General features: G+C 72.2%; 27 protein-coding genes. 20 read left to right on the top strand and 7 right to left on the bottom strand.

Features of this window, described 5'->3' with window-relative positions; translation table 11 throughout:
- Positions 1-149: 149 nt before the first annotated feature.
- Both LX12_RS08085 and LX12_RS08080 read left to right on the top strand, forming a co-directional pair.
- Positions 150-812, top strand: a complete 663-nt coding sequence (locus tag LX12_RS08085) for a L,D-transpeptidase family protein (protein ID WP_308213985.1) — start codon at positions 150-152, stop codon at positions 810-812.
- Between the two features lie 73 nt (positions 813-885).
- Positions 886-1,926, top strand: coding sequence for a glycoside hydrolase family protein (locus LX12_RS08080; protein WP_253654031.1), 1,041 nt, complete (start codon positions 886-888; stop codon positions 1,924-1,926).
- Between the two features lie 161 nt (positions 1,927-2,087).
- Here LX12_RS08080 and LX12_RS08075 read toward each other — a convergent pair whose 3' ends face one another.
- Both LX12_RS08075 and glpX read right to left on the bottom strand, forming a co-directional pair.
- Positions 2,088-3,500, bottom strand: a complete 1,413-nt coding sequence (locus LX12_RS08075) for a class II fumarate hydratase (protein WP_253654030.1) — start codon at positions 3,498-3,500, stop codon at positions 2,088-2,090.
- A 254-nt stretch (positions 3,501-3,754) separates the two neighbouring features.
- Positions 3,755-4,762 carry a class II fructose-bisphosphatase gene (gene glpX / locus LX12_RS08070; RefSeq protein WP_253654029.1) on the bottom strand — a complete coding sequence of 336 codons (1,008 nt, stop codon included), beginning with the start codon at positions 4,760-4,762 and terminating at the stop codon, positions 3,755-3,757.
- A 74-nt stretch (positions 4,763-4,836) separates the two neighbouring features.
- On the opposite strand from glpX, the gene LX12_RS08065 reads away from it, so the two are divergent.
- A complete protein-coding gene (locus LX12_RS08065) occupies positions 4,837-5,445 on the top strand; it encodes a DUF4245 domain-containing protein (protein WP_301284346.1) in 609 nt (202 codons plus the stop codon).
- Between the two features lie 24 nt (positions 5,446-5,469).
- Here LX12_RS08065 and LX12_RS08060 read toward each other — a convergent pair whose 3' ends face one another.
- The 3 genes from LX12_RS08060 to LX12_RS08050 are packed head-to-tail and all read right to left on the bottom strand — an operon-like array spanning position 5,470 to position 7,875.
- A complete protein-coding gene (locus LX12_RS08060; protein WP_253654028.1) occupies positions 5,470-5,730 on the bottom strand; it encodes an exodeoxyribonuclease VII small subunit in 261 nt (86 codons plus the stop codon).
- The gene (xseA, locus tag LX12_RS08055; protein WP_253654027.1) at positions 5,720-7,009 is read right to left on the bottom strand and encodes an exodeoxyribonuclease VII large subunit; all 1,290 of its coding nucleotides are present in this window, start codon (positions 7,007-7,009) and stop codon (positions 5,720-5,722) included. Before xseA ends, LX12_RS08060 begins: the two co-directional genes overlap by 11 nt.
- Positions 7,006-7,875 carry a lipid droplet-associated protein gene (locus tag LX12_RS08050; RefSeq protein WP_253654026.1) on the bottom strand — a complete coding sequence of 290 codons (870 nt, stop codon included), beginning with the start codon at positions 7,873-7,875 and terminating at the stop codon, positions 7,006-7,008. Before LX12_RS08050 ends, xseA begins: the two co-directional genes overlap by 4 nt.
- Before the next feature lie 113 nt (positions 7,876-7,988).
- Here LX12_RS08050 and LX12_RS08045 point away from each other — a divergent pair, with 113 nt between their 5' ends.
- The 9 genes from LX12_RS08045 (at position 7,989) to LX12_RS08005 (ending at position 15,376) form a co-directional block, all read left to right on the top strand.
- Positions 7,989-8,945, top strand: a complete 957-nt coding sequence (locus LX12_RS08045) for a 4-hydroxy-3-methylbut-2-enyl diphosphate reductase (protein ID WP_253654025.1) — start codon at positions 7,989-7,991, stop codon at positions 8,943-8,945.
- 7 nt (positions 8,946-8,952) lie between these two features.
- A complete protein-coding gene (locus LX12_RS08040) occupies positions 8,953-10,182 on the top strand; it encodes a type VII secretion-associated protein (protein WP_253654024.1) in 1,230 nt (409 codons plus the stop codon).
- 204 nt (positions 10,183-10,386) lie between these two features.
- Positions 10,387-10,830, top strand: a complete 444-nt coding sequence (gene rplM, locus LX12_RS08035; RefSeq protein WP_253654023.1) for a 50S ribosomal protein L13 — start codon at positions 10,387-10,389, stop codon at positions 10,828-10,830.
- Positions 10,827-11,354: a 30S ribosomal protein S9 gene (gene rpsI / locus LX12_RS08030; RefSeq protein ID WP_253654022.1), complete on the top strand. Its 528-nt coding sequence runs from the start codon at positions 10,827-10,829 to the stop codon at positions 11,352-11,354. Before rplM ends, rpsI begins: the two co-directional genes overlap by 4 nt.
- Before the next feature lie 128 nt (positions 11,355-11,482).
- A complete protein-coding gene (gene glmM, locus LX12_RS08025) occupies positions 11,483-12,835 on the top strand; it encodes a phosphoglucosamine mutase (protein WP_253654021.1) in 1,353 nt (450 codons plus the stop codon).
- Complete coding sequence (locus LX12_RS08020; protein ID WP_253654020.1) at positions 12,832-13,545, top strand: HAD family hydrolase; 714 nt, start codon at positions 12,832-12,834, stop codon at positions 13,543-13,545. The genes glmM and LX12_RS08020 overlap by 4 nt, the downstream gene beginning before the upstream one ends.
- Positions 13,546-13,672: 127 nt before the next feature.
- A complete protein-coding gene (locus tag LX12_RS08015; RefSeq protein WP_253654019.1) occupies positions 13,673-13,981 on the top strand; it encodes a hypothetical protein in 309 nt (102 codons plus the stop codon).
- Entirely contained in the window at positions 13,978-15,132 is a 1,155-nt protein-coding gene (locus tag LX12_RS08010) for a hypothetical protein (protein WP_253654018.1), read from the top strand. Before LX12_RS08015 ends, LX12_RS08010 begins: the two co-directional genes overlap by 4 nt.
- 19 nt (positions 15,133-15,151) lie before the next feature.
- Complete coding sequence (locus tag LX12_RS08005; protein WP_253654017.1) at positions 15,152-15,376, top strand: hypothetical protein; 225 nt, start codon at positions 15,152-15,154, stop codon at positions 15,374-15,376.
- Here LX12_RS08005 and LX12_RS08000 read toward each other — a convergent pair.
- Positions 15,354-16,226, bottom strand: coding sequence for a dienelactone hydrolase family protein (locus tag LX12_RS08000; protein ID WP_253654016.1), 873 nt, complete (start codon positions 16,224-16,226; stop codon positions 15,354-15,356). The two genes, LX12_RS08005 and LX12_RS08000, sit on opposite strands and share 23 nt — an antisense overlap.
- Before the next feature lie 95 nt (positions 16,227-16,321).
- On the opposite strand from LX12_RS08000, the gene glmS reads away from it, so the two are divergent.
- The 8 genes from glmS (at position 16,322) to tsaD (ending at position 24,686) form a co-directional block, all read left to right on the top strand.
- On the top strand, positions 16,322-18,184 hold the full coding sequence (gene glmS, locus LX12_RS07995; RefSeq protein ID WP_253654015.1) for a glutamine--fructose-6-phosphate transaminase (isomerizing): 1,863 nt from the start codon (positions 16,322-16,324) through the stop codon (positions 18,182-18,184).
- Positions 18,185-18,187: 3 nt separating this feature from the next.
- Complete coding sequence (locus LX12_RS07990; RefSeq protein ID WP_253654014.1) at positions 18,188-19,654, top strand: NAD(P)H-hydrate dehydratase; 1,467 nt, start codon at positions 18,188-18,190, stop codon at positions 19,652-19,654.
- The gene (gene alr / locus LX12_RS07985; RefSeq protein WP_253654013.1) at positions 19,651-20,787 is read left to right on the top strand and encodes an alanine racemase; all 1,137 of its coding nucleotides are present in this window, start codon (positions 19,651-19,653) and stop codon (positions 20,785-20,787) included. The genes LX12_RS07990 and alr overlap by 4 nt, the downstream gene beginning before the upstream one ends.
- The gene (locus LX12_RS07980; RefSeq protein WP_253654012.1) at positions 20,784-21,833 is read left to right on the top strand and encodes an alpha/beta fold hydrolase; all 1,050 of its coding nucleotides are present in this window, start codon (positions 20,784-20,786) and stop codon (positions 21,831-21,833) included. Before alr ends, LX12_RS07980 begins: the two co-directional genes overlap by 4 nt.
- Positions 21,830-22,297: a tRNA (adenosine(37)-N6)-threonylcarbamoyltransferase complex ATPase subunit type 1 TsaE gene (gene tsaE / locus LX12_RS07975; protein WP_253654011.1), complete on the top strand. Its 468-nt coding sequence runs from the start codon at positions 21,830-21,832 to the stop codon at positions 22,295-22,297. Before LX12_RS07980 ends, tsaE begins: the two co-directional genes overlap by 4 nt.
- A gap of 231 nt (positions 22,298-22,528) precedes the next feature.
- The gene (gene tsaB, locus LX12_RS07970; RefSeq protein ID WP_253654010.1) at positions 22,529-23,179 is read left to right on the top strand and encodes a tRNA (adenosine(37)-N6)-threonylcarbamoyltransferase complex dimerization subunit type 1 TsaB; all 651 of its coding nucleotides are present in this window, start codon (positions 22,529-22,531) and stop codon (positions 23,177-23,179) included.
- A complete protein-coding gene (gene rimI / locus LX12_RS07965) occupies positions 23,176-23,655 on the top strand; it encodes a ribosomal protein S18-alanine N-acetyltransferase (RefSeq protein WP_308213984.1) in 480 nt (159 codons plus the stop codon). The genes tsaB and rimI overlap by 4 nt, the downstream gene beginning before the upstream one ends.
- Positions 23,652-24,686, top strand: coding sequence for a tRNA (adenosine(37)-N6)-threonylcarbamoyltransferase complex transferase subunit TsaD (gene tsaD, locus LX12_RS07960; RefSeq protein ID WP_253654009.1), 1,035 nt, complete (start codon positions 23,652-23,654; stop codon positions 24,684-24,686). Before rimI ends, tsaD begins: the two co-directional genes overlap by 4 nt.
- On the opposite strand, the gene LX12_RS07955 is transcribed toward tsaD, so the two are convergent.
- Positions 24,687-25,142, bottom strand: coding sequence for a MarR family winged helix-turn-helix transcriptional regulator (locus LX12_RS07955; protein WP_253654008.1), 456 nt, complete (start codon positions 25,140-25,142; stop codon positions 24,687-24,689). It abuts the gene before it with no gap.
- Positions 25,143-25,151 lie beyond the last annotated feature (9 nt).

The raw sequence follows: 25,151 nt of genomic DNA, 5'->3' as shown, positions 1-25,151 counted from the left end.
CGTGTCGGTGCGACACGCCGGTGGTGACGAATCGGCGTCCGGCTTGTGACCGGACGGATATCGCCTGCGGTGGTGGGTGAACGCATACTTCTCTGGTGCTTGAGAGACGTATGTGGTTGATGAGGCGGCTGAGGTCTGCAGTCGCAGTGGTGTCGGTGCCGACCGTGGCGGTCGTCGTGGGTGTGACGGTGGCCGCCGCGCCCGCGTCGGCGGCCCCCGGTGACACCGTCGCCGGACCCGCCGACTTCCCGACGACCACGCAGATGGTCACCGTGACGGTGAACTCGCGCTCGGACACCACCGGCACCCTGACCGCCTTCGACAAGGTCGACGGTGCGTGGAAGCCCGTCATCGGCCCCGTGAAGGCGTTCGTCGGGTCGCAGGGGATCGGTGCGCCCCGCGACGACGTCCCCCGCACCCCGGAGGGCACCTTCGCCTTCGACCAGGCCTTCGGCCGACAGGCCAACCCGGGCACGAAGATGCCGTACTTCCAGGCCGACAAGCAGGACTGGTGGGACGAGAACCCGAACTCGCCGACGTACAACACCCACGTCCGGCAGGTCGCGAGCCCCGGCGGCGACAGCGAGAACCTCTACGACAGCGGGCCGGTCTACGACTACGCGGTCAACATCGCCCACAACCCCCAGCGGCGACCGGGTTACGCGTCCGGGATCTTCCTCCACGTCACGGACGGGACGCCGACGCAGGGTTGCGTGGCCGTCGACAAGGCGACGATGGTCTCGATCCTCCAGTGGCTCGATCCGTCGCGCGATCCGGTCATCCGGATCGGACTCGCCTCGCAGCAGGCGTGACGGCAGATCACGGAACCTGTGAATCAGCGTTCTCGATGCGTCGTTTCGATATCGGCGATGTAACAATGTGCGCATGAACAGACCCTCCTTGCGCGCCGCCGTCCTGAGTGCCGTCGCGGCGGTCGCGCTGGTGCTCGGCCTTGCCACACCGGCGAACGCGGCGCCGGTCGCCCCCGCCGCCGGCTACGGGTTCGCGACCGGTTCGGAGTTCCTGCAGTACTCGCAGGCCGATCTCGACCGCACGCTCGACACGGTGAAGCAGACCAGCGCGTCGTGGATCCGGCTCGGCATCGACCGCAGCCAGATCGAGACCGGACCGGGTGTCTACAACTGGAGCACCTCGGACCGCGTCATCAACGCGGCCCGTGCCCGCGGCCTGAAGGTGTTGGCGCTCATCGCCTACACCCCGCTGCTGCAGGGCGGCGGCCTGTTGAAGACCGCACCGCCGGCGAACGTCAACGACTTCGCGGTGTTCGCCCAGCGTGCGGTGCAGCGCTACGGCGGCCAGGTGAACAACTGGGAGATCTGGAACGAGCCGAACCTGCCGCTCTTCTTCGGCAACATCCCGAACAAGTCGGCGGCGTACTCGCGTCTGCTGAAGGCCACCTACGGCGCCATCAAGCGCGTGCAGCCGAACTCGACGGTCATCGCGGCCGGCCTGAGCCCGATGCAGGGCTCGGACTCGCCGGTCGCCTTCGTCAACGACCTGTACCGTTTCGGCGCCAAGGGCTCGTTCGACGCACTCGCCCTGCACCCGTACGTGTTCCCGGGCGGCATCGGGGCCAACCCGAACGGCGCCTGGAGTGACATCGCCGCGGTCCGAGGACTCATGGTCCGCAACGGCGACGCCGGCAAGAAGATCTGGTTCACCGAGTTCGGTGCCCCGACCAACGGACCGCGCAACGGCGGCAACACCCCCGAGCAACAGCGCGACATCATCGCGTCGCAGCTCGCGGCGTTCGCCCAGATGCCCTTCGCCGGACCGGCGTTCATCTACACGATCCGCGACACCGCCAACGATCCCGGCTCGCTGAACAACCGCGAGACGCGCTTCGGTGCGCTGCTGACGTCGGACTACAAGCTGAAGCCGACGTTCTTCCTGCTCCGGCGCTGACGCCCGCGGGCGTCTCCCGCTACCAGAACCGCCTCCCGCGACCGTCGTGACGGTCGTGGGAGGCGGTTTTGGTCGCGGGAACGTCCTGGCGACAGAGAACGGCTCCCGCGACCGTGATCACAGTCGCGGGAGCCGTTTCGTGTCGCGGGGAGGGGACTGGCTCAGCGCTCGTGGTCGAGGTTGGCCATCTTCAGCACGTCGAGGCGCTTGTCGAGTTCGGCCTCGGAGAGCTTGTCGCCGATGAGGCCGCGGTCCATGACGGTCTGGCGGATCGTCTTGCCCTCCTTGAGGGCCTGCTTCGCGACGGCCGCGGCCTCCTCGTAGCCGATCGCCGAGTTGAGCGGCGTCACGATCGACGGCGAGCTCTCGGCGAGGGTCTTGAGGTGCTCGGTGTTGGCCTCGAGGCCGACGATGCAGCGGTCGGCGAACAGGCGGGACACGTTGGCCAGCAGCTTCAGCGACTCGAGGACGTTGCGCGCCATCATCGGGATGTAGACGTTCAGCTCGAACGCGCCGTTGCCGCCACCCCAGGTGACGGCGGCGTCGTTGCCGACGACCTGCGCGGCGACCTGCGTGACCGCCTCGGGCAGAACGGGATTGACCTTGCCGGGCATGATCGAGCTGCCGGGCTGCAGGTCGGGGAGGCGGATCTCACCGAGACCGGTGAGCGGACCCGACCCCATCCAGCGGACGTCGTTGGCGATCTTGGTCAGCGACACCGCGATCGTCTTGAGCACGCCGGACAGCTCGACGAGACCGTCGCGGGCGGCCTGCGCCTCGAAGTTGTCCTTCGCGAGGCTGAGGTGCTCGACGCCCGTGCGCGACACCAGGTCTGCGACGACCTTCGTGCCAAACCCCTCGGGTGCGTTGAGGCCCGTCCCGACGGCGGTGCCACCGATGGGCAGCTCGCCGACGCGCACCAGCGAGGCCTCGACGCGCTCGATGCCGGCCTCGACCTGGCGGGCGTAGCCGCCGAACTCCTGGCCGAGGGTGACCGGCACGGCGTCCATGAGGTGGGTGCGGCCGGACTTCACGACCTCACGCCACTCCGACGCCTTGTCCGCGAGCGCGGAGTGCAGGTGCTGCAGCGCCGGGATCAGGTCCGTCGCAGCGGCTTCCGTCGCCGCGACGTGGGTGGCGGTGGGGAAGGTGTCGTTCGACGACTGCGACATGTTGACGTGGTCGTTCGGGTGCACCTCGACGCCGTTGTTCTTCGCGATCGACGCGATGACCTCGTTGGTGTTCATGTTCGAACTCGTGCCCGAGCCGGTCTGGAACACGTCGATGGGGAACTGGTCGTCGTGCGCGCCGTCGGCGATCTCGGTGGCGGCGGCGATGATCGCGTCGGCCTTCTCCGCTTCGAGGAGGCCGAGGTCCTTGTTCACCTGGGCGCAGGCGGCCTTGAGCAGGCCCATCGCGCGGATCTGCGTCCGCTCCAGCGGACGGTGCGAGATGGGGAAGTTCTCGACCGCGCGCTGGGTCTGGGCGCGCCACAGGGCGGCCACGGGGACGCGGACCTCGCCCATGGTGTCGTGCTCGATGCGGTACTCGCCGGACGCAGCGTCATTGCTCATGCAGGCAACCCTAATGGGGGTCTGCATGGCGCGTGTCGCGTGGTCCCGCGTCCGCTGCGGACGCTCCACCTGCAGGGCAGCCGCTCCGCTTCGGGTGACTGCGCTCCCCTTCGGACGCATCCGGCGAAGACGCTCCACTTGTTCTAGGACGCTCCTGATGTATCCGGAGCGTCCTCGAACATGTGGAGCGGGAACCCTGTAACCGGAGCGGGAACCCTGTAACCGGAGCGGCAGGGCGGGTGACCCGCCGACGATCAGTCGCCGAGGTCGACCGAGGCGAACTCGCGGAGCTTGGCGAGCTTGTGGCGGCCCTCGATGTGGCGGATCGTGCCCGACTTCGATCGCATCACCAGCGAGCGCGTGGTGGCACCGTTCGAGCGGTAGGTGACCCCGCGGAGCATGTCACCGTTGGTGACGCCGGTCGCGCAGAAGAACATGTTCTCGCCGCTGACCAGGTCGTCGGTCTTCAGGACGCGGTCGAGGTCGTGGCCGGCGTCGATGGCCTTCTGACGCTCGGCGTCGTCCTTGGGCCACAGTCGCCCCTGGATCTCGCCGCCCATGCACTTCATCGCGACGGCGGTGATGATGCCCTCCGGCGTCCCGCCGATGCCGAGCAGCATGTCGACAGAGCTGTATTCGCCGGCCGCGGCGATCGCACCGGCGACGTCGCCGTCGGAGATGAGGCGGATCTTCGCGCCGGCGGCGCGGATCTCGCCGATGAGGTCGGCGTGACGGGGACGGTCCAGCACGACGACGGTGACGTCGCCGACGTCGATGCCCTTGGCGTCGGCGACGGCCTTGACGTTCCACTCGACGGGCTTGGTGATGTCGATCGACCCGGCGGCCTCGGGGCCGACGGCGATCTTCTCCATGTAGAACACCGCCGACGGGTCGAACATGGTGCCGCGCTCGGACACGGCGATGACGGCGATTGAGTTCGGGCGGCCCTCGGCCATCAGGGTGGTGCCGTCGATGGGGTCGACGGCGACGTCGACCTCGGGGCCCTCGCCGTTGCCGACCTCCTCGCCGTTGTAGAGCATCGGCGCCTCGTCCTTCTCGCCCTCGCCGATCACGACGACGCCGCGCATCGACACCGTCGAGAGCAACTGGCGCATCGCGTCCACCGCGGCGCCGTCGCCGCCGTTCTTGTCGCCGCGCCCCACCCACCGGCCGGCGGCCAGCGCGGCCGCCTCGGTGACCCGCACCAACTCCATCGCCAGGTTCCGGTCGGGGGCCTGGGGGTTGCGGACGGGCTGCGACATCGATTCCTCCTGGGACGGGCACCGGCGTGCGCCGCACGGGCGCGCGGCCGCTCGGGGTTGGGAGCAATCCTGTCATGACCGGCGTGGATACTGGTCTGGTGCCCGCCAAACCACGGATCCTCACCGACCACAAGGACATGGTGTGGTCGCTGATCCCGTTGATCGTGATCTGCCTGATCATCGCGGTGGTGTCCGGCAACTGCTCGGTGGGTCTCACCGGCGGGGCGAGCGACGACCGCACCGCCGCCTACGACGTCCGAGACGGTCTCATGGCCGACGCGCAGACGATGCCGTTCCCGGTGCGCCTGCCGAAGACGCCGACGGACTGGAAGCCGAACTCGGGCAGCCGGTCGGGGATCGACGGACGGGTGGTGTCGAACACCGGGTACCTCACGGCCGACGGCGTGTACATCCAGCTGAGCCAGACCGACGCCACGGAGGACGGGCTGGTCGGCTACCTCGACGACAACCGACCCATCGGCGACGGCACCGTGCAGGTCGGCGGTAAGCAGTGGGTGAGGTACTCCACCTCCGACGACCGGTCGATCTGGGTCACCGACCTCGGCGACGTCCGGATCGGGCTCTACAGCAAGGCGACCGAGAAGGACTTCATCACGCTGGCGCAGGCCGTCCTGGCCGCCCCGGTCCTCCCGCGGGGCAACCGGCCCGTGCCCGTCGGCTGACGACCCGGCCGGACCCGAGCCGGGTCAGTCGTCGGTGACGTCGTCGTCCTCGAGGTCCCCGTCCTCGTCGTCGGGCACCTCGCCGAGCGCGGTCTCGATACGACGCCGCGCGCCCTCGAGGTGGTCCTCGCAGCGTCGCGCCAACGCCTCGCCGCGCTCCCACAGCGCCAGCGACGCGTCGAGGTCGAGGCCACCCTGCTCGAGGGTGCGCACCACCGCGACGAGTTCGTCGCGTGCCTGCTCGTAGCCCAGTTCCTCGACGGGGGTGGGTTCCTCAGCGCTCATCGGCCTTCTTCCGTCTCGTGGGTGCCGCGAGCGGCGCGTCGGGTTGCATCACGGCGGCGCGCATCGCACCGTCGGCGACCCGGACCCGCAGCTGGGTGCCGATCGGCATGTCCTCGACCGACCCCACGACGTGCGGCGGGTCGTCGCCGGACAGCCGCTGCACCACGGCGTAGCCACGGGCGAGGGTCTGTGCGGGTCCCAGCGTCGCCAGGCGAGCAGCGTAGTTCTCGACGCGGTGCTCCTCGAAACCCACGTAGCGGGCGATCTCCCGTCGGGTGGCCCCGACGGCGCGCTCGACCTCGGCGACGCGGTCGTCGACGAGGCGCAGCGGGTCGGCGATCACCGGTCGGTTCCGGAGGGAGTCGAGGGCGTGCTTCTCGCGGGCCACCCAGTTGCGCAGAGCGCCTGCGCTGCGGGCACGCATCTCCGCCAGGCCCGCGAGTTCGGCGGCGACGTCGGGGACGATGCGCTTCGCCGCGTCGGTCGGGGTCGCCGCACGCAGGTCGGCGACGAGGTCGAGCAGCGGGTGGTCGGGTTCGTGACCGATCGCCGAGACCACCGGTGTCGTCGCCGACGACACGGCGCGACACAGGGTCTCGTCCGAGAACGGCAGCAGGTCCTCGACCGACCCACCGCCGCGGGCGATCACGATGACGTCGACGCTCGCGTGGGCGTCGAGGTCGGCGAGTGCACGCAGGATGGCCGGGACCGCCGTCGGGCCCTGCACGGGCGTGTTCCGGATCTCGACGTGCACGGCCGGCCACCGACCGCGCGCCACCGACAGCACGTCGCGTTCGGCGGCGCCGGCGCGCCCGGTGATGAGGCCGACGCCGCGGGGCAGGAACGGGATCGGCCGTTTCAGACGCGGGTCGAACAGTCCCTCCGCGTCGAGGAGGCGTCGCAGCCGCTCGATCCGCGCGAGCAGCTCGCCGATCCCGACCGGCCGGATCTCGGTGACCCGCAACGACAACGACGCACGGCCGGGGTAGAACGACGGTCGTCCCGCCATGACGACGCGGGCGCCCTCGGTGAGCGGCACCTCGGCGCGGTCGAGGACCTGCGGCTGACAGGTCACGGTGATGGACATGTCCGCCGACGGGTCGCGCAGCTGCAGGAAGGCGGTCTTCGTCCCGGGCCGGCGGCTGATCTGGGTGATCTGGCCCTCGACCCACACCTGACCGAGGCGATGGATCCAGTCGCCGATCTTGGCGTTGAGCGTGCGGACCGGCCACGGGGCGTCCGGACTCGAGGGTCCCGGTCCACCCGGGGGAGGGGTCACTTGGCGCCGGCGGCGGCGATCCGGTTGTCGAGCATCGTCGCGAACGGGGCGCGGCCGCGGTGACTGCGCTCGTACTCCGCGAGCGTCCGCAGGTCGTCGAGGTCGATGCTGCGGATCTTGGCGCGCAACTGCGCCAGCGTCAGCGAGTCGTAGTCGAGGAACTCGACGATCTCGGGGGCGTCCGTCGGCGTCGGCGTCGGCGCGGCCTCGACATCGGACTGGAGCACGGTGTCGGGGGCGGAGCTGTAGAGGGCGAACCGCCCCTTGGCGGTGACGGTCTCGCCCGACGAGGTGTCGTCGCCCTCGGTGGCGGGAGCCGCGGCGGAGGCATCGGCGGGCGGGGCCGTCGTCGCCGGAGCCGTCTTCGCAGGAGCCTTCGTGGGCGGTGCCTTCTTCGCCGCGGCCTTCTTCGCCGGGGCTTTCTTCGCAGGTGCCTTCTTCGCGGGGGCCTTCTTCACCGGCGTCGTGGCCGTCGCCGCCGGGGTGGGCGGCTCGGCGGGGACCGGCGCGTCCGCGGTGCCGACCGGCTCGGCGTCGGGGACCGCGGTCAGGGTCGGGGACCCCGCGGGGCTGTCGTCCCGCGGGTCCTCGTCGCGGAGGTCGTCGACGCGCAGGGCGTCGAGGTCGTCGTCGAACGTCGCCCACGACGGCTGCTCCTGCGCGCGGTGGAACCAGTGGTCGAGCGCGTCGTCACCCTTGATGGCCAGCTCGGCGATGTTCTGCTGCAGGCGCATGGCCACCTGGACCGTGGTGCTGACCGCGGTCATCGGCAGCGTGACGGCGGTGGTGGGCAGCTTCCGCGTCTCCTCGATGGCCGTCACGAGGAGACCGGTCATCACGCGGGCGGCGAAGGGTGGGCGGACCATGGCACAACCTTGCCTCATCGTCACCCACGTCACCAGCGCGGGGACGCCCGGCGCGTCCCCCGGCCGCAGGCGGTCCGCACCCTGCGACCGTGCGCTGCCCGTACCCTGTGGGCATGAGCGATTCCGGCAAACGTGTCCTGCTGGCCGAGCCGCGTGGGTACTGCGCGGGGGTCGATCGCGCCATCGAGACGGTGGAGCGTGCCCTCGAGAAGCACGGCGCCCCCGTCTACGTGCGCAAGGAGATCGTCCACAACAAGCACGTCGTCGAGACGCTCACCGAGCGCGGCGTGATCTTCGTCGAGGAGACCGACGAGGTGCCCGAGGGCGCGCTCGTCGTGTTCTCCGCGCACGGCGTCTCCCCGGCGGTCCACGCCTCGGCCGCGCAGCGCAACCTGCGCACCATCGACGCGGCGTGCCCGCTGGTGACCAAGGTGCACCAGGAGGCCAAGCGCTTCGCCCGCGACGACTACGAGATCCTGCTGATCGGCCACGACGGTCACGAGGAGGTCGAGGGCACGGCCGGCGAGGCGCCGGAGCACATCCAGCTCGTGGACGGCCCGGACAGCGTCGACTCCCTCGAGGTGCGTGACGAGTCCAAGCTGGTGTGGCTGTCGCAGACGACGCTCTCGGTCGACGAGACCATGGAGACCGTGTCGCGCCTGCGGGAGCGGTTCCCGCAGCTGCAGGACCCGCCCAGCGACGACATCTGCTACGCCACCCAGAACCGCCAGGTCGCGGTGAAGGCGATGGCGCCGGACTGCGACCTCGTCATCGTCGTCGGGTCGCAGAACTCGTCGAACTCGGTGCGGCTCGTCGAGGTGGCGCTGCAGGCCGGCGCCCGCGCGTCGCACCTCGTCGACTACGCCCGGGACATCGACGAAGCCTGGCTCGACGGTGTGTCGACCGTCGGTGTCACGTCGGGCGCGTCGGTGCCCGAGGTGCTGGTCCGCGGCGTCCTGGACCGGCTCGCCGAGTACGGCTTCGGCACCGTCGAGACGGTGACCACGGCGAACGAGACCCTCACCTTCGCCCTGCCGCGCGAGCTGCGCCCCGCCCGTTCCGCGGGCTGACCCGACGGTGGACTCGGCGGTCGGCGTGCGCGCGGCGACCGTCCTGGACGTGGCCTACGGCCGGTTGGAGAGCTCGGCGGGCACCGAATTGCGGGTCGGGGCTCTCGTCTCCGCGATCGACGCGGGCTCGGTGGTGGTCGGCGGTCGACGTCGGCACACCCGGGACGCGTGGGCATCGGCCGTCGCGGAGGCGATGGGCCCCGATCGCCCGTCGTCGGTGGTCCTCGCCCACCCGAGCACGTGGGGCCGACGTCGCATCGGTGTCCTGCTCGGGGCGGTGCAGGCCGTGACCGGTGACGCCGTCCCGATCACGGCGCAGCCGCGTGCCGTCCTGCTGGCCGCCACACACCTCGAGCCGTCGGTGCAGGCGTGTGTCCTCCTCGAGGCCCACGACGACCGCGTCGACGTCCACCGGTTGCAGCGGTCACCCGACGGATGGCGCATCGGTCGCACCGTCGTCCTCGACGCCGGCTGCACCGTCGACGACCTCGCCGACGTCGTCGACGACGCGGTCGAGGTCGTCCTCGTCGACGGTGACCGCAGCGACCGCGTCGACACCGTCCTGGACCTCGTGGCCGACGCGACGCCGACCGGCCGGATCGCCGCGGTCGACCGCGCCCTGCTGCACCGGTTCGGGCCGCCGCGACCGTCACGGTCGGTGCCGCCGGCGGCGCCGGAGCTGTCGGGTCCGCGTCCGGTGCGAGTTCTCGCCACCGCGGCCGTCCTGGTCGTCGTGGCCGCGGTGGTGGTCGGACTCGTCGTCTGGCGCGGCGGCGGCGACCGACCCGCCTCCCGCCCGTCGACGGAAGCGGCACAGATCGGCCGCGTGTCGCTGACCGTCCCGGCGGGGTGGCGCCGGACCTCCGACGCACCCGACGCCACCGGCGCGATCGGGTTCACCAGCATCGCGTCCCCCGACGACGACCGACGGATCCTACTGGTGCAGAACGCGGTCCGAGCCGACTCGACGCTCGACTCCGTCGCGACCAGCCTCCGAAACCGGCTCGGCCAGCGCGGGACCGACGCCGTCGCGGAGTTCTCCGCCGACACCACCTTCGCCGGCCGTCGCGTCATCAGCTACCGCGAGACGCCCGGGTCGGGGGCACCCATCCGCTGGTACGTCGTCGTGGCGTCGGCCCTGCAGGTGAGCGTCGGATGCCAGCCGGGATCGCAGGGGCAGTCGATCGACGACGCCTGCGCCGCCGCCGTCGGGTCGGTGGCGATCGCCCCGCTGTGACGGGTGCGTTTTGACCCTCGGACCACCGGAGACGTACTCTGGACCGCTGGTGCGCGGCACCCGCGACCAGGCGTGTCCTGGGCCGGCGGGTAACCGGGTCCCGGGTCCCCACTGGTCGCCGGGAACACCCCCGCCGTCCGCGCCTGACCAGCCCCGATCCTCTCCGAGGGCCGGACCACCTGTGACAACGGAACGGATACACCTGTGCCCACCTACACCCCGAAGGCCGGTGACGTCACGCGTGCGTGGCACGTCATCGACGCCAGCGACGTGGTGCTCGGTCGTCTCGCCGTGCAGACCGCGAACCTCCTGCGCGGCAAGCACAAGCCGACCTACGCCCCGCACATCGACGGCGGCGACTTCGTCGTCATCATCAACGCCGACAAGATCGCGCTGACCAGCAACAAGGCCGAGCGCACCTTCCACTACCGGCACTCGGGCCACCCGGGTGGTCTGACCAAGCGCACCACCGCCGAGCTCCTCGCGACCCGTCCCGAGCGCGTCATCGAGAAGGCCGTGAACGGCATGCTGCCCAAGAACAAGCTCGGGCGCGCCATGATCAGCAAGCTCAAGGTGTACGCCGGCCCCGACCACCCGCACGCCGCACAGCGTCCGGTTCCCTACGAGATCAAGCAGGTGTCCCAGTGACCGAGCCCCTCGAGAACGCAACCGCCGAGAACGTCGAGGTCGCCGGGGACGACTACGTCGTGGACGAGGCCACCGGCACCGAGGTGACCGGTGCGGATTTCGCCGACGCCGTCGCGACGCCGGCCCCGGTCCTCATCGACCGCCCGATCCAGACCGTCGGCCGCCGCAAGGAGGCCGTGGTCCGCGTGCGCTTGGCGCCCGGAACCGGTGAGTTCCACCTCAACGGTCGGTCGCTGGAGGCCTACTTCCCGAACAAGGTGCACCAGCAGCTCATCAAGGCGCCGCTGGTCACCGTCGAGCGCACCGAGTCGTTCGACATCCACGCCAAGCTCGTCGGTGGCGGCCCCTCGGGCCAGGCCGGCGCGCTGCGTCTCGCGATCGCCCGCGCCCTCATCGAGGCCGCTCCCGACGATCGTCCGGCACTGAAGAAGGCGGGCTTCCTGACCCGCGACCCGCGTGCCGTCGAGCGCAAGAAGTACGGCCTCAAGAAGGCCCGCAAGGCGTCGCAATACTCCAAGCGCTGACGCGCCGCATCGGGATCACCGGTGCATCACGACCACACCGAGCAGGTGTCCACGCAACACCGGACACCTGCTCGTGTGCGTTCGCGGCGACGAGCCGCACAGCGACGACGACGGGTGGGAGAGCAACTGTGGGACGGTATTTCGGCACCGACGGTGTCCGGGGGCTGGCGAACGCCGATCTGGGTCCGGAGCTCGCGCTGCGGATCGCGCGGTCGGCCGCGCAGGTGCTCGGGGCCGGCGACGAGACCGGCGGCGCGCGTCCGGTGGCCGTGGTCGGCCGGGACCCCCGCGCCTCCGGCGAGATGCTCGAGGCAGCCGTGTGTGCGGGACTGACCGCGGCCGGGGTCGACGCCTTGCGCGTCGGCGTGCTGCCGACCCCGGCGGTCGCGTTCCTGACCGCACACCACGACGCGGCGTTCGGGGTGATGATCTCCGCGTCTCACAACCCCATGCCGGACAACGGGATCAAGCTGTTCGCGGCCGGCGGCCACAAGCTGCCCGACGACGTCGAGGCCGCGATCGAGGCGCGCATGGACGGTGACGGTCCTGCTGTCGAACCGCCCACCGGTGACCGCATCGGCCGTGTCGTCGACGTGTCCGGCGCCGCCGAGGAGTACCTCGCGCACCTCGCCCGGGTGTCCCCGTCGGCCGCGCAAGGTCTCACCGTCGTCGTCGACTGCGCCAACGGTGCCGCCAGTGCCGTTGCGCCGCAGGCGTACACGGCGGCCGGTGCCCGGGTGATCGCGATCCACGCCGACCCCGACGGCTACTCGATCAACGACGGGTGCGGGTCGACGCACATCGACGTCGTGGCCGAGGCCGTCCGCGAGCACGGTGCCGATCTCGGCATCGCCCACGACGGCGACGCCGACCGCTGCCTCGCCGTCGACCACACCGGGACCCCGGTCGACGGCGACGCCATCCTCGCTGTCCTCGCCCTGGCGATGAAGGACGCGGGCACACTGCGCGACGACACCCTCGTCGCGACCGTCATGAGCAACCTCGGGCTCCACATCGCCATGCGCGCAGCGGGTGTCACCGTCCGCACCACCGCCGTCGGCGACCGCTACGTCGTCGAGGAACTGCGGTCGGGTGCGTTCTCCCTCGGTGGCGAGCAGTCGGGTCACGTCGTCGTCCCCGACCACGCCACGACCGGCGACGGCGTCCTCACCGCGCTCCTGCTGATGGCGCGGATGACCGCCACCGGGAAGACCCTCGCCGACCTCGCGTCGGTGGTCACCACGCTGCCGCAGGTGCTCATCAACGTCCCCGTCGTCGACAAGCACTCGGTGGCCGACGCCGTCGCGGTCCGTGAGGCCGTCACCGGCGCCGAGGCCGAGCTGGGCGACGGCGGCCGGGTCCTGTTGCGACCCTCGGGGACCGAGCAGCTCGTCCGGGTCATGGTCGAGGCGTCGACGCAGTCGCACGCCCAGCAGGTCGCCGGACGGATCGCCGACATCGTCGGGTCAGTCGGCCGATGACGACGGTGACAGAGGCGACGCCCGTCGAGGCGGTCCTGTTCGACTTCTCCGGCACGCTGTTCCGGTTCACCGAACGCGCCGAGTGGTTCACCGACCTGCACGACGAGGACGGTGCACCGATCCACGGTGAGCTGCAGGCCGAACTCATCCGACGGATGACCGCGCCCACCGGCGTCCCGGCCGACCTCGGGCCGGACGACGTCGCCGCATGGGAGCGTCGCGACCTCGACCCCGAACTCCATCGGCGCGCCTACCTCGCCGTGCTCCGGTCGAGCGGGCTGACCGTCCCCGGGCACGCGGAGTCGCTGTACGAGCGTGTCCTCGACCCGCGGTCGTGGGATCCCTACCCCGACACCGTCGAGGTGCTGACCCGTCTGCACGGGGCGGGCGTCGGCATCGGGATCGTCAGCAACATCGCCTTCGACCTGCGGCGTGTCCTGGCCCGGTTCGACCTCGACGGGCTCATCGGCGCGTGGGCACTGTCGCATGAGGTCGGGCGCATCAAGCCGACCGCCGGGATCTTCACCGCCGCGCTCGACGGTCTGGGGGTCGCCGCCGACAGGACGCTGATGGTCGGCGACAGCGAGGAGGCCGACGGCGGGGCACGGGCACTGGGCTGCCGGTTCGCGCTGGTCGCACCCGACCCCGTCGCCGATCGACCGCACGCGCTGCTCGACGCGGTGCGCGCCCACGGCCTGTTGCACGGATGACCGGCGCGGCCCGTCGGCCGTTATCCTGACCCGCACCGGAACCGGATGGTCGTCCGCTGCGTCCAACGCGTGAGACGCGGCGAGGCGCAGACGCCGTCGACCGACCGTGGCGGACAGGGGAGACGTGATGGGTGCACGGATGGAGATCGACACCGCCCGGGTGGGCGCACTCGCACGGGATCTCGCCGTCGCGGCCGACCGCCTGCACACCGCGGCCCGCTCCACCGCGCCCGTCCTGGCTGTGACGTCGTCCACGTCGCCGTGGGCCGACATCCTGTCCCGGCACGACGCCGGTCTCGCCGCAGTCGGTGACGTCCTCGCCGGTCTGGCCGACCGCACGTCGTCGCTCGCCGACGCCCTGGTCGCGGCCGTCGGGACCACCGCGACTCGGGACGCGGACATCGCCCGGGGCATCACACGCGCGGGGCAGGCGTGACGGCGGCGCCGGCCGTGGCGTTCGTCGCGGCGCTCGCGCCGATCGCCCGCGAGGTCGGTGTGGTCCTGCCGCCCCCGCAGGCCTGGTCGGATCGGGTCGCCGCCATCGACGGTGTCGACGTGGAGGCGCTGGCCGAGGAGTCCCGTCGCCTGCGGTCGGTCGCCGAGCAGGTGATCGACGTCGCCGCGGGGATCGGAGACGTCGCCGACGACCTGCCCGTCGCATGGAGCGGCGTCGCCGGGCAGCGCGCCCACACGGCGGTCGCCGACGTCCACCGGTCCTGTGACGAGACCGCACACCGACTGCACGCCGCGGCCGCCGCGACGGCGGCCGCCGCGCGCGGGGTGGCGGACCTGCGGGCCGCTCTGCACACCACCCTCGCCGCCGTCCCCGGGCTCGTCCTCGCGGGGCGGGCGATCGCCGAACTGACCCGGCTCGACCTGCACACCAACCGCGCGGTCGTCGCGGCCCTGCTGCAGGCGACGGTGACGACGGTGGAGACCGCACTGACCGTCGCCGAGTCGGCGATCACCGACGTGCTCACCGTGCTCGCCGACAGCACGGGGCGGCTGGCCGAACCTCCCCGGACGAGCACTCCGCGAACCGACGTGGGTCATCCACCGCGGTCGACGGTCGAGACGACGGCACTGGTCGGCGCCCTCGCGGGGGCGGGTGCGGTCACCGCGACAGCGGTCGGCATGGCCGCCGCCGGTGCCTCGAGCGTGGTCGCGCGCATCGTCGACACCGCCCTCGACGTGGATCCGGCGCAGCCGGGCCCTCCGCCGGTGGACGGGTCGAGAACCGGTACGGCGCAGCCCGACGCGACGGAACGGTCCGCGACGCCCGAACCGGACGCAGCCCCGAGGCAGGACACGCCGCCCGTCGGCACCCGTCCGCAGCTCAACCTCCGGTACGACGACGAACCGTCGTCGCCGTCGGACTCGTCCGCTCAACGAGGTCCTGTCGAATCCGACCCGCTTCCCGCCGATCCGGCCCCCGCCGAACCCGCGCCGCCCGCAACCCGGTCCGAGCCCGCGGCCCCCGTCGAGGCGCCCGCGCACGATGCGCCGGCGGCCGTCACGCGGTCGGACACGCCTGGGAGGCCGGACCCGGACGACGGTGGTGGGCTCGCGCTCGCGGGGGACCGGTGACGACGTCGACGAGGCCGGCGTGAATCCGGCGGATCAGATCGAGGCGATCGTGGCGCGCGCGGTGACGACGCTGAGATCGGTGGAGCAGCGGCACCGTGCGACGCGGGACGCCGCCGCCGGTGACTGGCGCGACCCCGTCGTGGACGACATCGACGATCGCGATCGCGAGGACGCCGCCGAGGCCGACGGGCCGGTCCTCGGGCCGACGGAGATCGCGGCGCTCAGCGACGCAGCAGGCGCGTGAGCTGGTCGACGTCGGGGTCCTCGACGGTGTCCGGGTCGACGGTCACCAGCTTGCCGATGTCCTGCGACGGGTCCGCGAAGGCGGCGTAAGTCGCGTCGCCCTGGACGGCACGGCGTCGACCGGGGTCGCCGAGGGTGGCGAGGAGGAAACCGGTGAGCGCGGCGCGGGTGGCGCGCTGGGTCTTCTTCTGGTCGGAGTCGTCGCCGAGGCGCTTGCGGATGCTGAAGCCCTCGACGAGGCCGCGGTTGGACGCCTTGGGGACCGTCCGCAGCGCGACCTGGTCGCCCTGGAGCGATCGGCGGATCGCGAGCGCGTTGGAGGTGACGCCGTCGAGGTCGTCGGGCGCGGCCAGCACCAGCGCGGGGACGCGGGCGCGGTGCGCCGCGGGCAGCACGGCCGGGGACGTCGGGGCGGGGAAGAGGGCGGCGAGGGAGCGGGCGCGGTCGGAGTCACCGGCGGCGAGGACCGCCGCCGACGCGCCGAGACCGTGACCGGCCAGTCCGAGGCGCTCGGGATGCACGGTGATGCGACCCGGGCCCAGCCGGACCGACGAGATCACCTCGAGAGCGGTCCCCAGGTCGGCCGCGAGGGCCCGGTCCGAGGCGAGCGGACCGCGCTCGGTGTCCGGGACGGCGACGACGATGCCCCAGGACGCGAGGTGCTCGAGGGTGCCGATGTACTGCCGACTGTGGGTGAGCCATCCGTGCCCGAACGCGATGCCGGGCAGGTCGGAGCCGGCCTCGGGGGTGTAGACGATGCCGGGCAGGCCGACGACGGCCATGTCACCCCTCAGGACGCGGTGCGGCCCGCGTCGGGACAACTGGGAGACGAGCTTCTTCACCGAGGCCACGCGTCGACCCTATGCGAGGCGGGGTGCCGCGGGTCACGCGACGGCGCCCGACACGGTTTCGCGAGCGTACGGGCCGTCGCAGTACGCTGTCACGAATGTGTGGAATCGTCGGATACGTCGGTCGGCGCGATGCGCTGGAGATCGTCGTCGAGGCGCTGCGCCGGATGGAGTACCGCGGCTACGACTCGGCCGGGGTGGCCATCCTCGACGGGCACGGCGGCACCGCGGTGGAGAAGCGGGCCGGGCGTCTGGAGAACCTCGACAAGCAGCTCGCGACCGTCGGGCGTGATCAGTTCGCCGGCACCACCGGTATGGGTCACACCCGCTGGGCGACGCACGGTCGGCCCACCGACCGCAATGCCCACCCGCACCGGTCGCGCGACGGCCGGGTCGCGGTCGTGCACAACGGCATCATCGAGAACTACGCGCCGTTGCGCGCCGAGGTGGAGGCGGCCGGGGTCGAGTTCAGCTCCGACACCGACACCGAGGTGGCGGTCCACATGCTCGACCTCGAGTACTCGTCGGGTCCGCACGCCGGGGACTTCGTCGCCTCCGCGTACGCGGTGCTCGGACGCCTGGAGGGTGCGTTCACGCTGGTCTTCACCCACTCCGACCACCCGGACACCATCGTCGCCGCGCGACGGTCGACGCCGCTGGTCGTCGGCGTGGGCGACGGTGAGATGTTCGTCGGGTCCGACGTCGCCGCCTTCATCGACCACACCCGCGACGCCGTCGAGCTCGGCCACGACGAGGTCGTTGTGATCACCGCCGACAGCTACACGATCACCGGGTTCGACGGGTCGCCGCGGACCGGCACCCCGTTCCACATCGACTGGGATCTCGCCGCCGCCGAGAAGGGCGGCCACGACTACTTCATGCTCAAGGAGATCGCCGAGCAGCCGCAGGCGCTCGCCGACACCCTTGTCGGCCACTTCGAGAACGGCCGGGTCATCCTCGACGAGCAGCGCATCACCGACCAGGATCTCCGCGACACCGACAAGGTGTTCGTCGTCGCCTGCGGGACCGCGTATCACGCGGGCCTGCTGGCGAAGTACGCGATCGAGCACTGGACGCGGTTGCCCGTCGAGGTCGAGCTGGCCAGCGAGTTCCGCTACCGCGACCCCGTCCTCGACCGGTCGACGCTCGTCGTCGCGATCTCGCAGTCGGGGGAGACGGCCGACACGCTGGAGGCGGTGCGCCACGCCAAGGAGCAGAAGGCCCGCGTGCTGGCCATCTGCAACACCAACGGCGCGCAGATCCCGCGCGAGTCCGACGCGGTGCTCTACACGCACGCCGGACCGGAGATCGGCGTCGCGTCGACGAAGTGCTTCCTCGCCCAGATCGCCGCGGCCTACCTGGTCGGTCTGGCGCTCGCCCAGGCCCGCGGCACCAAGTACCCCGACGAGGTGGCCCGCGAGTTCCGCGAACTCGAGCGGATGCCGGAGGCCGTCGACAAGGTTCTCACCACGGTGGAGCCGGTGCGTGAACTGGCTCGCGGTCTCGCCGAGAGCCGCACCGTGCTGTTCCTCGGGCGTCACGTCGGGTACCCCGTCGCGCTCGAGGGTGCGCTGAAGCTCAAGGAACTGGCGTACATGCACGCCGAGGGCTTCGCCGCGGGCGAGCTCAAGCACGGACCGATCGCCCTCATCGAGGACGGCGTCCCGGTGATCGTCGTCATGCCGTCCCAGCAGGGTCGCCCGCTGCTGCACTCGAAGATGGTCAGCAACATCCGCGAGATCCAGGCGCGCGGTGCCCGCACCATCGTGATCGCCGAGGAGGGCGACACCGTCGCCGCCGAGTTCGCCGACCACCTCGTGGAGATCCCCCCGACCACCACCCTCCTGCAGCCGCTCGTCTCGACGGTGCCGCTGCAGGTCTTCGCCGCCGCGGTGGCACAGGCACGGGGCTACGACGTCGACAAGCCCCGCAACCTGGCCAAGTCCGTCACGGTCGAATAGCCCATGCGGAGCCACCACACGGTGTCGGCGATCCGCGCCGCCGAGGAGGCCACAGGACCCCTCCTGACCGACGGGGTGCTCATGCGCCGCGCGTCGGGTGGCCTCGCCGCCGTTCTCCTGAACGAACTGCGGGCTCGCTGCGGGGCGGTCTACGGGAGCCGCGTCGGCGTCGTCGTCGGATCCGGGGACAACGGTGGTGACGCGCTGCACGCGGGTGCCCGACTGGCGCGGCGCGGGGTGGCCGTCGTCGCGCTCGCGCTGGATCCCGACCGTGTCCACGCCGGCGGATCGGCCGCGTTCGACGCCGCCGGTGGTCGCTGGGCGACCACCCTGCCCACCGATCTCGACCTCGTCGTCGACGGGGTCGTCGGGCTCGGCGGCACCGGCCCGTTGCGTCCCGCAGCCGCACAGGTCTTCGGTCGGGTTCGGGCACCGATCGTCGCCGTCGACCTGCCGTCCGGCGTCGACGCCGACACCGGCCAGGTGCACGCGCCCGCCGTGCACGCCGCGGTCACGGTGACGTTCGGCGCGCTGCGTCGCGCGCATGTCCTCGCCGCACCGCAGTGCGGTCGGGTCGAGGTCGTCGACATCGGGATCGACCCGGGCGCAGCCGAACTCGTCACCCTGTCCGACGCCGACGTCGCTCAGGAGTGGCCGATCCCCGGGCCGTCGGACGACAAGTACACCCAGGGCGTGGTCGGGGTCATCGCGGGCTCCGACCGCTATCCCGGCGCAGCCGTGCTGTGCAGCAGCGCCGCCGTCGCCGCCACCTCGGGCATGGTCCGCTACGTGGGGTCGGCCGCCGAGCAGGTCGTGGCGCGCCACCCCGAGATCGTCGCCGCGCCGGATCTCGACGCGGCCGGGCGGGTGCAGGCGTGGGTCGTCGGACCGGGCGCCGGCACCGACGACACCGCCGAGGACCTCGTGCAGCGGATCCTCGCCACCGACGTCCCCGTCCTCGTCGACGCCGATGGGCTGACGGTGTTGTCGCGGCATCGCGAGCGGTTCGCCGACCGGTCGGCCCCCACCCTGCTCACCCCGCACGCCGGGGAGTTCGCCCGCCTCGCCGGCCACGACGTCGGCGACGATCGCGTCGGCGCCGTCACCGATCTCGCCGCGGAGCTCGGTGTCACCGTGCTCCTCAAGGGCCGCATCACCCTCGTCGCCGATGCGGCCGGACCGGTCGTCGCGAACGACGCCGGGTCGTCGTGGGCCGCCACCGCCGGCGCGGGCGACGTGCTGTCGGGGATCGCGGGGGCGCTGCTGGCGTCGGGGCTCGCACCGCGTGTCGCCGCCGCGGCCGCCGCCCGGGTGCACGCGCGGGCAGCGTTCCTCGCTGCGCACGGCGTCCCGGGTGCGGACGACGCCGACGGGCCCGGCGCGCCGATCGGGGCGTCGGACCTCCTGGCCGCCGTGCCCTCGGCGATCCGCGAGATCCGTTCCGCCGCCGTCGGATCGAGGCATCGGTGACCGCCGCTCTCGACGCCTGCGTCGACCTCGCGGCGATCGCCCACAACGTCGAGGTGGTCGCGCGGCGGGCGGGTGCGCCGGTCATGGCGGTCGTGAAGGCCGACGGCTACGGCCACGGGGCGGTGGAGGTTGCGCGCGCCGCCCTCGACGCGGGGGCGGTCGCGCTCGGTGTCGCGACGGTCGCCGAGGCGCTCGCCGTGCGGGCCGGCGGCGTCGACGCCCCGCTGATCGCCTGGCTGCACACGCCGTCGACGGACTTCGCCCCGGCGGTCGCCGCGGACGTCGAGATCGTCGTCTCCTCGTCCGCCCAGCTGGAGTCGCTGCTCGGCGTCGCGCGGTCCACCGGCCGGCCGGTTCGGGCCGGGGTGAAGATCGACACGGGGCTGGGCCGCAACGGCGTCGGGATCCACGAGTGGCCCGCGGTCCGGGACGCGCTCGTCGCCGCCGTCCGGGACGGATCGCTCGTCCTCGGCACCGCGATGTGTCACCTCGCGCACGGCGACATCCCCGACCACCCCCTCAACGAGGAGCAGGCCGCCCGTCTCGACGCGTGCGTCGCGGAACTGACCGCGGCCGGTGCACCGCCGGAGGTCGTCCACGTCTCCAACAGTGCTGCGGCGCTCGCCCGTCCGGACCTGTCGCGTGACATGGTGCGCGCCGGCATCGCCATCTACGGCTTCTCGCCGCTCGACCCCGATCACGGCGACCTCGGGCTGATCCCCGCGATGACACTCTCGGCGGAGGTGTCCGCGGTCAAGCGCGTGTCCGCTGGACAGGGTGTGTCCTACGGCCACACGTGGACCGCGCCCCGCGACACGACCCTGGGACTGCTGCCGGCCGGATACGCCGACGGTGTGCCGCGATTGCTGTCGAACCGGCTGCGCGTCGCCGTGAACGGCGGCATCGTGCCCGGTGTGGGACGGGTGTGCATGGACCAGATGGTCGTCGACCTCGGCCCCGACACCGACGTCCGGCCCGGTGACCGCGCCGTGCTGTTCGGCACGGGCGCCGACGGCGGCCCGACGGCGACCGAGTGGGCCCACACGATCGGGACCATCGACTACGAGATCGTGTCCGGCATCCGTGGGCGCGCCGTCCGCCGACACGTCGACTCCCGGACGGTGACCCGATGAGTCCCGACCGTCAGCGGAGGATCGGCGTCCTGGCCGGCGCCGCGGGCGTCGCGACACTCGGTGCGGTCGCCCTCGGGGGTCTCGCGCGGGACCTGACGCGGCGGTCGTCCCGCGAGGACCCGAACGCCGACGTCGACTTCGACGCCGTCTACGACGACCGTGCCAGCATCGTGATCGCCGACGACGGTGTGCCGCTGGCCGTCCGGGAGGTCGGGCCCGCCGACGCACCGATCTCGGTGGTGTTCGTACACGGGTTCGCGCTGCGGATGTCGTGCTGGCACTTCCAGCGCGTCCACCTCCAGCAGGCATGGGGCGACAACGTCCGTCTCGTCTTCTTCGACCACCGTGGTCACGGGGAGTCGGGGGAAGCGCCGACGGAGACGCTGACCATCCCGCAGGCCGGCGCGGACACGGCCGCCGTGATCCGGGCCGTGGCGCCGGACGGACCGGTCGTCGTCGTCGGCCACTCGATGGGCGGCATGGCCCTGATGGCGCTCGCCGCCCGCGAGCCGGACTTGTTCGGCGACAAGGTCATCGGGGTCGGACTCGTCGCCACCGCCGCCCGTGGCATCGCGGACATGGGTGTCGGCGAGGGCCTGCGCAACCCCCTGCTGAACGCCGTGCGGTTCTCCGTGCGGCGCGCGCCGAAGACCGTCCAGACCGGACGCGGGGCGACGAAGGCGCTCGTCGCGCCGGTGTTGACGGCAGCCAGCTTCGGGTCGACGTTCCACTCGCCGTCGCTGAGCGCGTTCGCGTCGTCGATGATCCACGACACCCCCGTCGACACCGTCGTGCATTTCCTGCGCGCACTCGAGACCCACGACGAGACAGCAGGACTCGAGACCCTGAGCCGCGTGCCGACGATGGTCGCATGCGGCTACGAGGACCGCATCACCCCGCTGGCGCGGTCGGTGGAGCTGCACGGGGCGCTCGGCGACTGCGACCTCGTCGGCATCCCGGACTGCGGGCACCTGGTTCCGCTGGAGAACCCGGCGGCCGTGTCCGACGCGATCGAACGGCTCGTGGCCCACAGCGTGCACCGATGAGCGACCTCGCCCACCACCGTCTCCTCCCGACGGTCGCCGACACCGAGGCGCTGGGCGCGGAACTCGGCGGCACACTGACGGCAGGGGACCTCGTCGTCCTCGACGGCCCGCTCGGGGCGGGCAAGACCGCGCTGGCACGGGGGATCGGGGCGGGACTCGGCGTCGCGGGCCGCATCAGTTCGCCGACGTTCATCATGGCCCGGGATCACCGGCCCGGGCGTCCCGACGGTGTCGGCATGGTGCACGTCGACGCCTACCGGCTGGGGTCGACGGGCGGCGACGTCCTGGCCGACCTCGACGCCCTCGATCTCGACACCGACCTCACTGAGCGGGTCGTCGTCGTCGAGTGGGGCGCCGGCGTCGTCGAGCGTCTCGCCGACCGTCACCTGCTGGTCCGACTCCGTCGCGGCGACGACACCGACGAGCGCACCGCCACCTGGGATTGGATCGACGCCGCCCCCTGATCCCCCAACCCGACACAAACCCCGTCGACTGGGCGTTTCCGGACGTCGGTTGGGCGCTTCCGGACATCGAGTGGGCGGCCGCGGACGGTGCGGATCGTCATCCGCCCAGTCGACGTACGTAGCCGCCCAGTCGACGTACGTAGCCGCCCAGTCGACGTCGGTAACCGCCCAATCGACGCGGTGGGTGCGGGGTTCGGGGTGGGGGCGGCGTCCCGACTACCCTGGGTCACCGTGCTCGTCCTGGCCATCGACACCGCGACCCCGGTCCTCGTCGTCGGTGTCGCGCGTGTCGACGAGACCGTCAGCACCCTCGCCGAGCGCCGCGTCCCGACGGCTCGCGGACACGCCGAGGTCCTCAGCGGCCTCGTGCTCGACTGCCTCGCCGAGGCCGACGTCGCCCGGTCCGCCCTCGAGGCCGTCGTCGTCGGCTGCGGGCCCGGACCGTTCACCGGGCTGCGCGTCGGCATGGCCAGCGCCGCCGCATTCGCCGACGCCCTCGGCCTCCCCGCCGTGGGGGTCTGCTCCCTCGACGCCATCGTCGCAGGATGCGCGGACGCCCAGCGCGGAACCGCGCTGGCCGTCACCGACGCCCGCCGTCGCGAGATCTACTGGGCCCGCTACGCCGACGGCGTCCGCACCGACGGCCCGGCGGTGCAGGCACCCGCGGTGCTCGCCGACGACCTCGACCGCCCCGACACCGTCGTCGGCTCGCCCGACCATGCGGGGCTGCTCGGCCTCACCGCGCACCCGGACACCGAGGCGCCCACGGTCGCCGGACTCGTGACCGCGGCCCGCGAAGCCCTCGCCGACGACCGCGCGCCGGAGCCGCTCGTGCCGCTGTATCTCCGCCGTCCCGACGCCGTCGAACGGGCGCGACCGTGACCACGATCGAACCCCTCACCGTCGACGACGCACCCCGCTGTGCCGAGATGGAGCGCGCCATCTTCGTCGACGAATCCCCGTGGCCCGTCGAGGCGTTCGTCGCCGAGATCGGTGCGCCCACCAATCGCTATCTCGGTGTGCGCGACGACGGCGTCCTCGTCGCCTACGCGGGGATCAGCGTGCTGGGCCGCGTCGGCGGGTACGAGTGCGAGATCCACACCATCGCGGTGGACCCGTCCCAGCGGGGTTCCGGGATCGGTCGGGCGTTGTTGCGCGCTCTCCTCGACGTCGCCGACGACAAGCACGCCGAGACGTTCCTCGAGGTCCGTACCGACAACGACCCCGCCATCGCCCTCTACGAGTCCGTCGGCTTCGTGCGGCTCGGACTGCGCAAGGGCTACTACCAACCGCTCGGCGCCGACGCGTACACCATGCGCCGCCCGCCGTTCGGCGCCGTGGAGGAGGTGGCCCGATGATCGTCCTGGGCATCGAGAGTTCCTGCGACGAGACCGGTGTGGGCATCGTCGACCTCGCCGACGACGGCACCGTCACGATGCTCGCCGACGAGGTCGCCTCCAGCGTGAACGAGCACGCCCGCTTCGGCGGGGTGGTGCCCGAGGTCGCCTCCCGCGCGCACCTGGAGGCGATCGTCCCGACGATGCGCCGCGCCCGGGAGACCGCCGGGATCGACCGCCCCGACGCCGTGTGCGTGACCATCGGACCCGGTCTCGCGGGCGCGCTGCTGGTGGGGGTGTCAGCCGCGAAAGCGTATGCGGCAGCGTGGGACGTACCGCTCTACGCGCTCAACCACCTCGGCGGTCACGTCGCCGTCGACACCCTCGAGCACGGGCCGATGCCACCGTGCGTGGCCCTGCTGGTGTCCGGCGGGCACACCCATCTCCTCCGGGTCGACGATCTCGGGTCACCGATCGGCGAGCTGGGCACGACGGTCGACGACGCCGCCGGCGAGGCGTTCGACAAGGTGGCCCGCCTGCTCGACCTGGGGTACCCGGGAGGGCCGGCGCTGGACGCCGCCGCCCGAGACGGCGACCCGACCGCCATCGCCTTCCCCCGCGGCATGACCGGCCCCCGCGACGCCCGCTACGACTTCTCGTTCAGCGGGGTCAAGACCGCGGTCGCGCGATTCGTCGAGAAGTGCGTCCGGGCAGGCGATCCGGTGCCCGTCGCCGACGTCGCCGCGTCGTTCCAGGAGTCCGTCGCCGACGTGCTGACCCTCAAGGCCATGCGCGCGTGCGAGGACCTCGACGTCGACACGCTGGTGCTGGGTGGGGGAGCGACCGCCAACTCCCGGATCCGGTCGATGGCCGAGGAACGGTGTGCGGCAGCGGGTGTGACCCTGCGCATCCCCCGACCGCGACTGTGCACCGACAACGGCGTCATGATCGCGACGCTCGGCGCCCACGTCATCGCGGGCGGGACGCCGCCGTCGACGCTGTCGGTGGCCACCGATCCCGGGATGTCGGTGCAGATCAGCGCCTACGGCTGATCAGTCGACGAGATCGGTTGCGCCGCAGAGCGATCGTCCGTCGTCGTCGACCGCGGTGGCGCGCAGCACCGCACGTTGGGCCGGCTTGGCCGCCTCGTACCGGGCCAGTCCCTCGGGTGTCAGCGCGGTGAACACCGACCGCCGGTCGGCCGCGCACATCGACCGCTGGGCCAGCCCGTCCTTCTCCAGTCCGGCGACCAACCGTGACAGGGCGCTCTGACTGAGGTGTACCTGCGCGGCGAGCTCGCTCATCCGCAGGGACCGGTCGTCCGCGGCCGCCAGGAGTTCGAGGACCTCGAACTCGCTGCCGGTGAGACCGTGTGCAGTCTGCAGGGTGCGGTCGATCTCGCACGACACCCGGTGATACCGCACGGAGAGCTGCTGCCAGGCGGCGGCGAGTCGGTCGTCGGCGCACGGCGTCGTCGTCGTCGTCGACGCGGACACATCTGCGGTCATGGCCGCATC

Origin of the sequence: Williamsia serinedens, from assembly GCF_024171725.1 — a bacterium.
Lineage (GTDB): Bacteria > Actinomycetota > Actinomycetes > Mycobacteriales > Mycobacteriaceae > Williamsia_A > Williamsia_A serinedens.
This window is presented reverse-complemented; position numbering and strand designations above follow the sequence as displayed.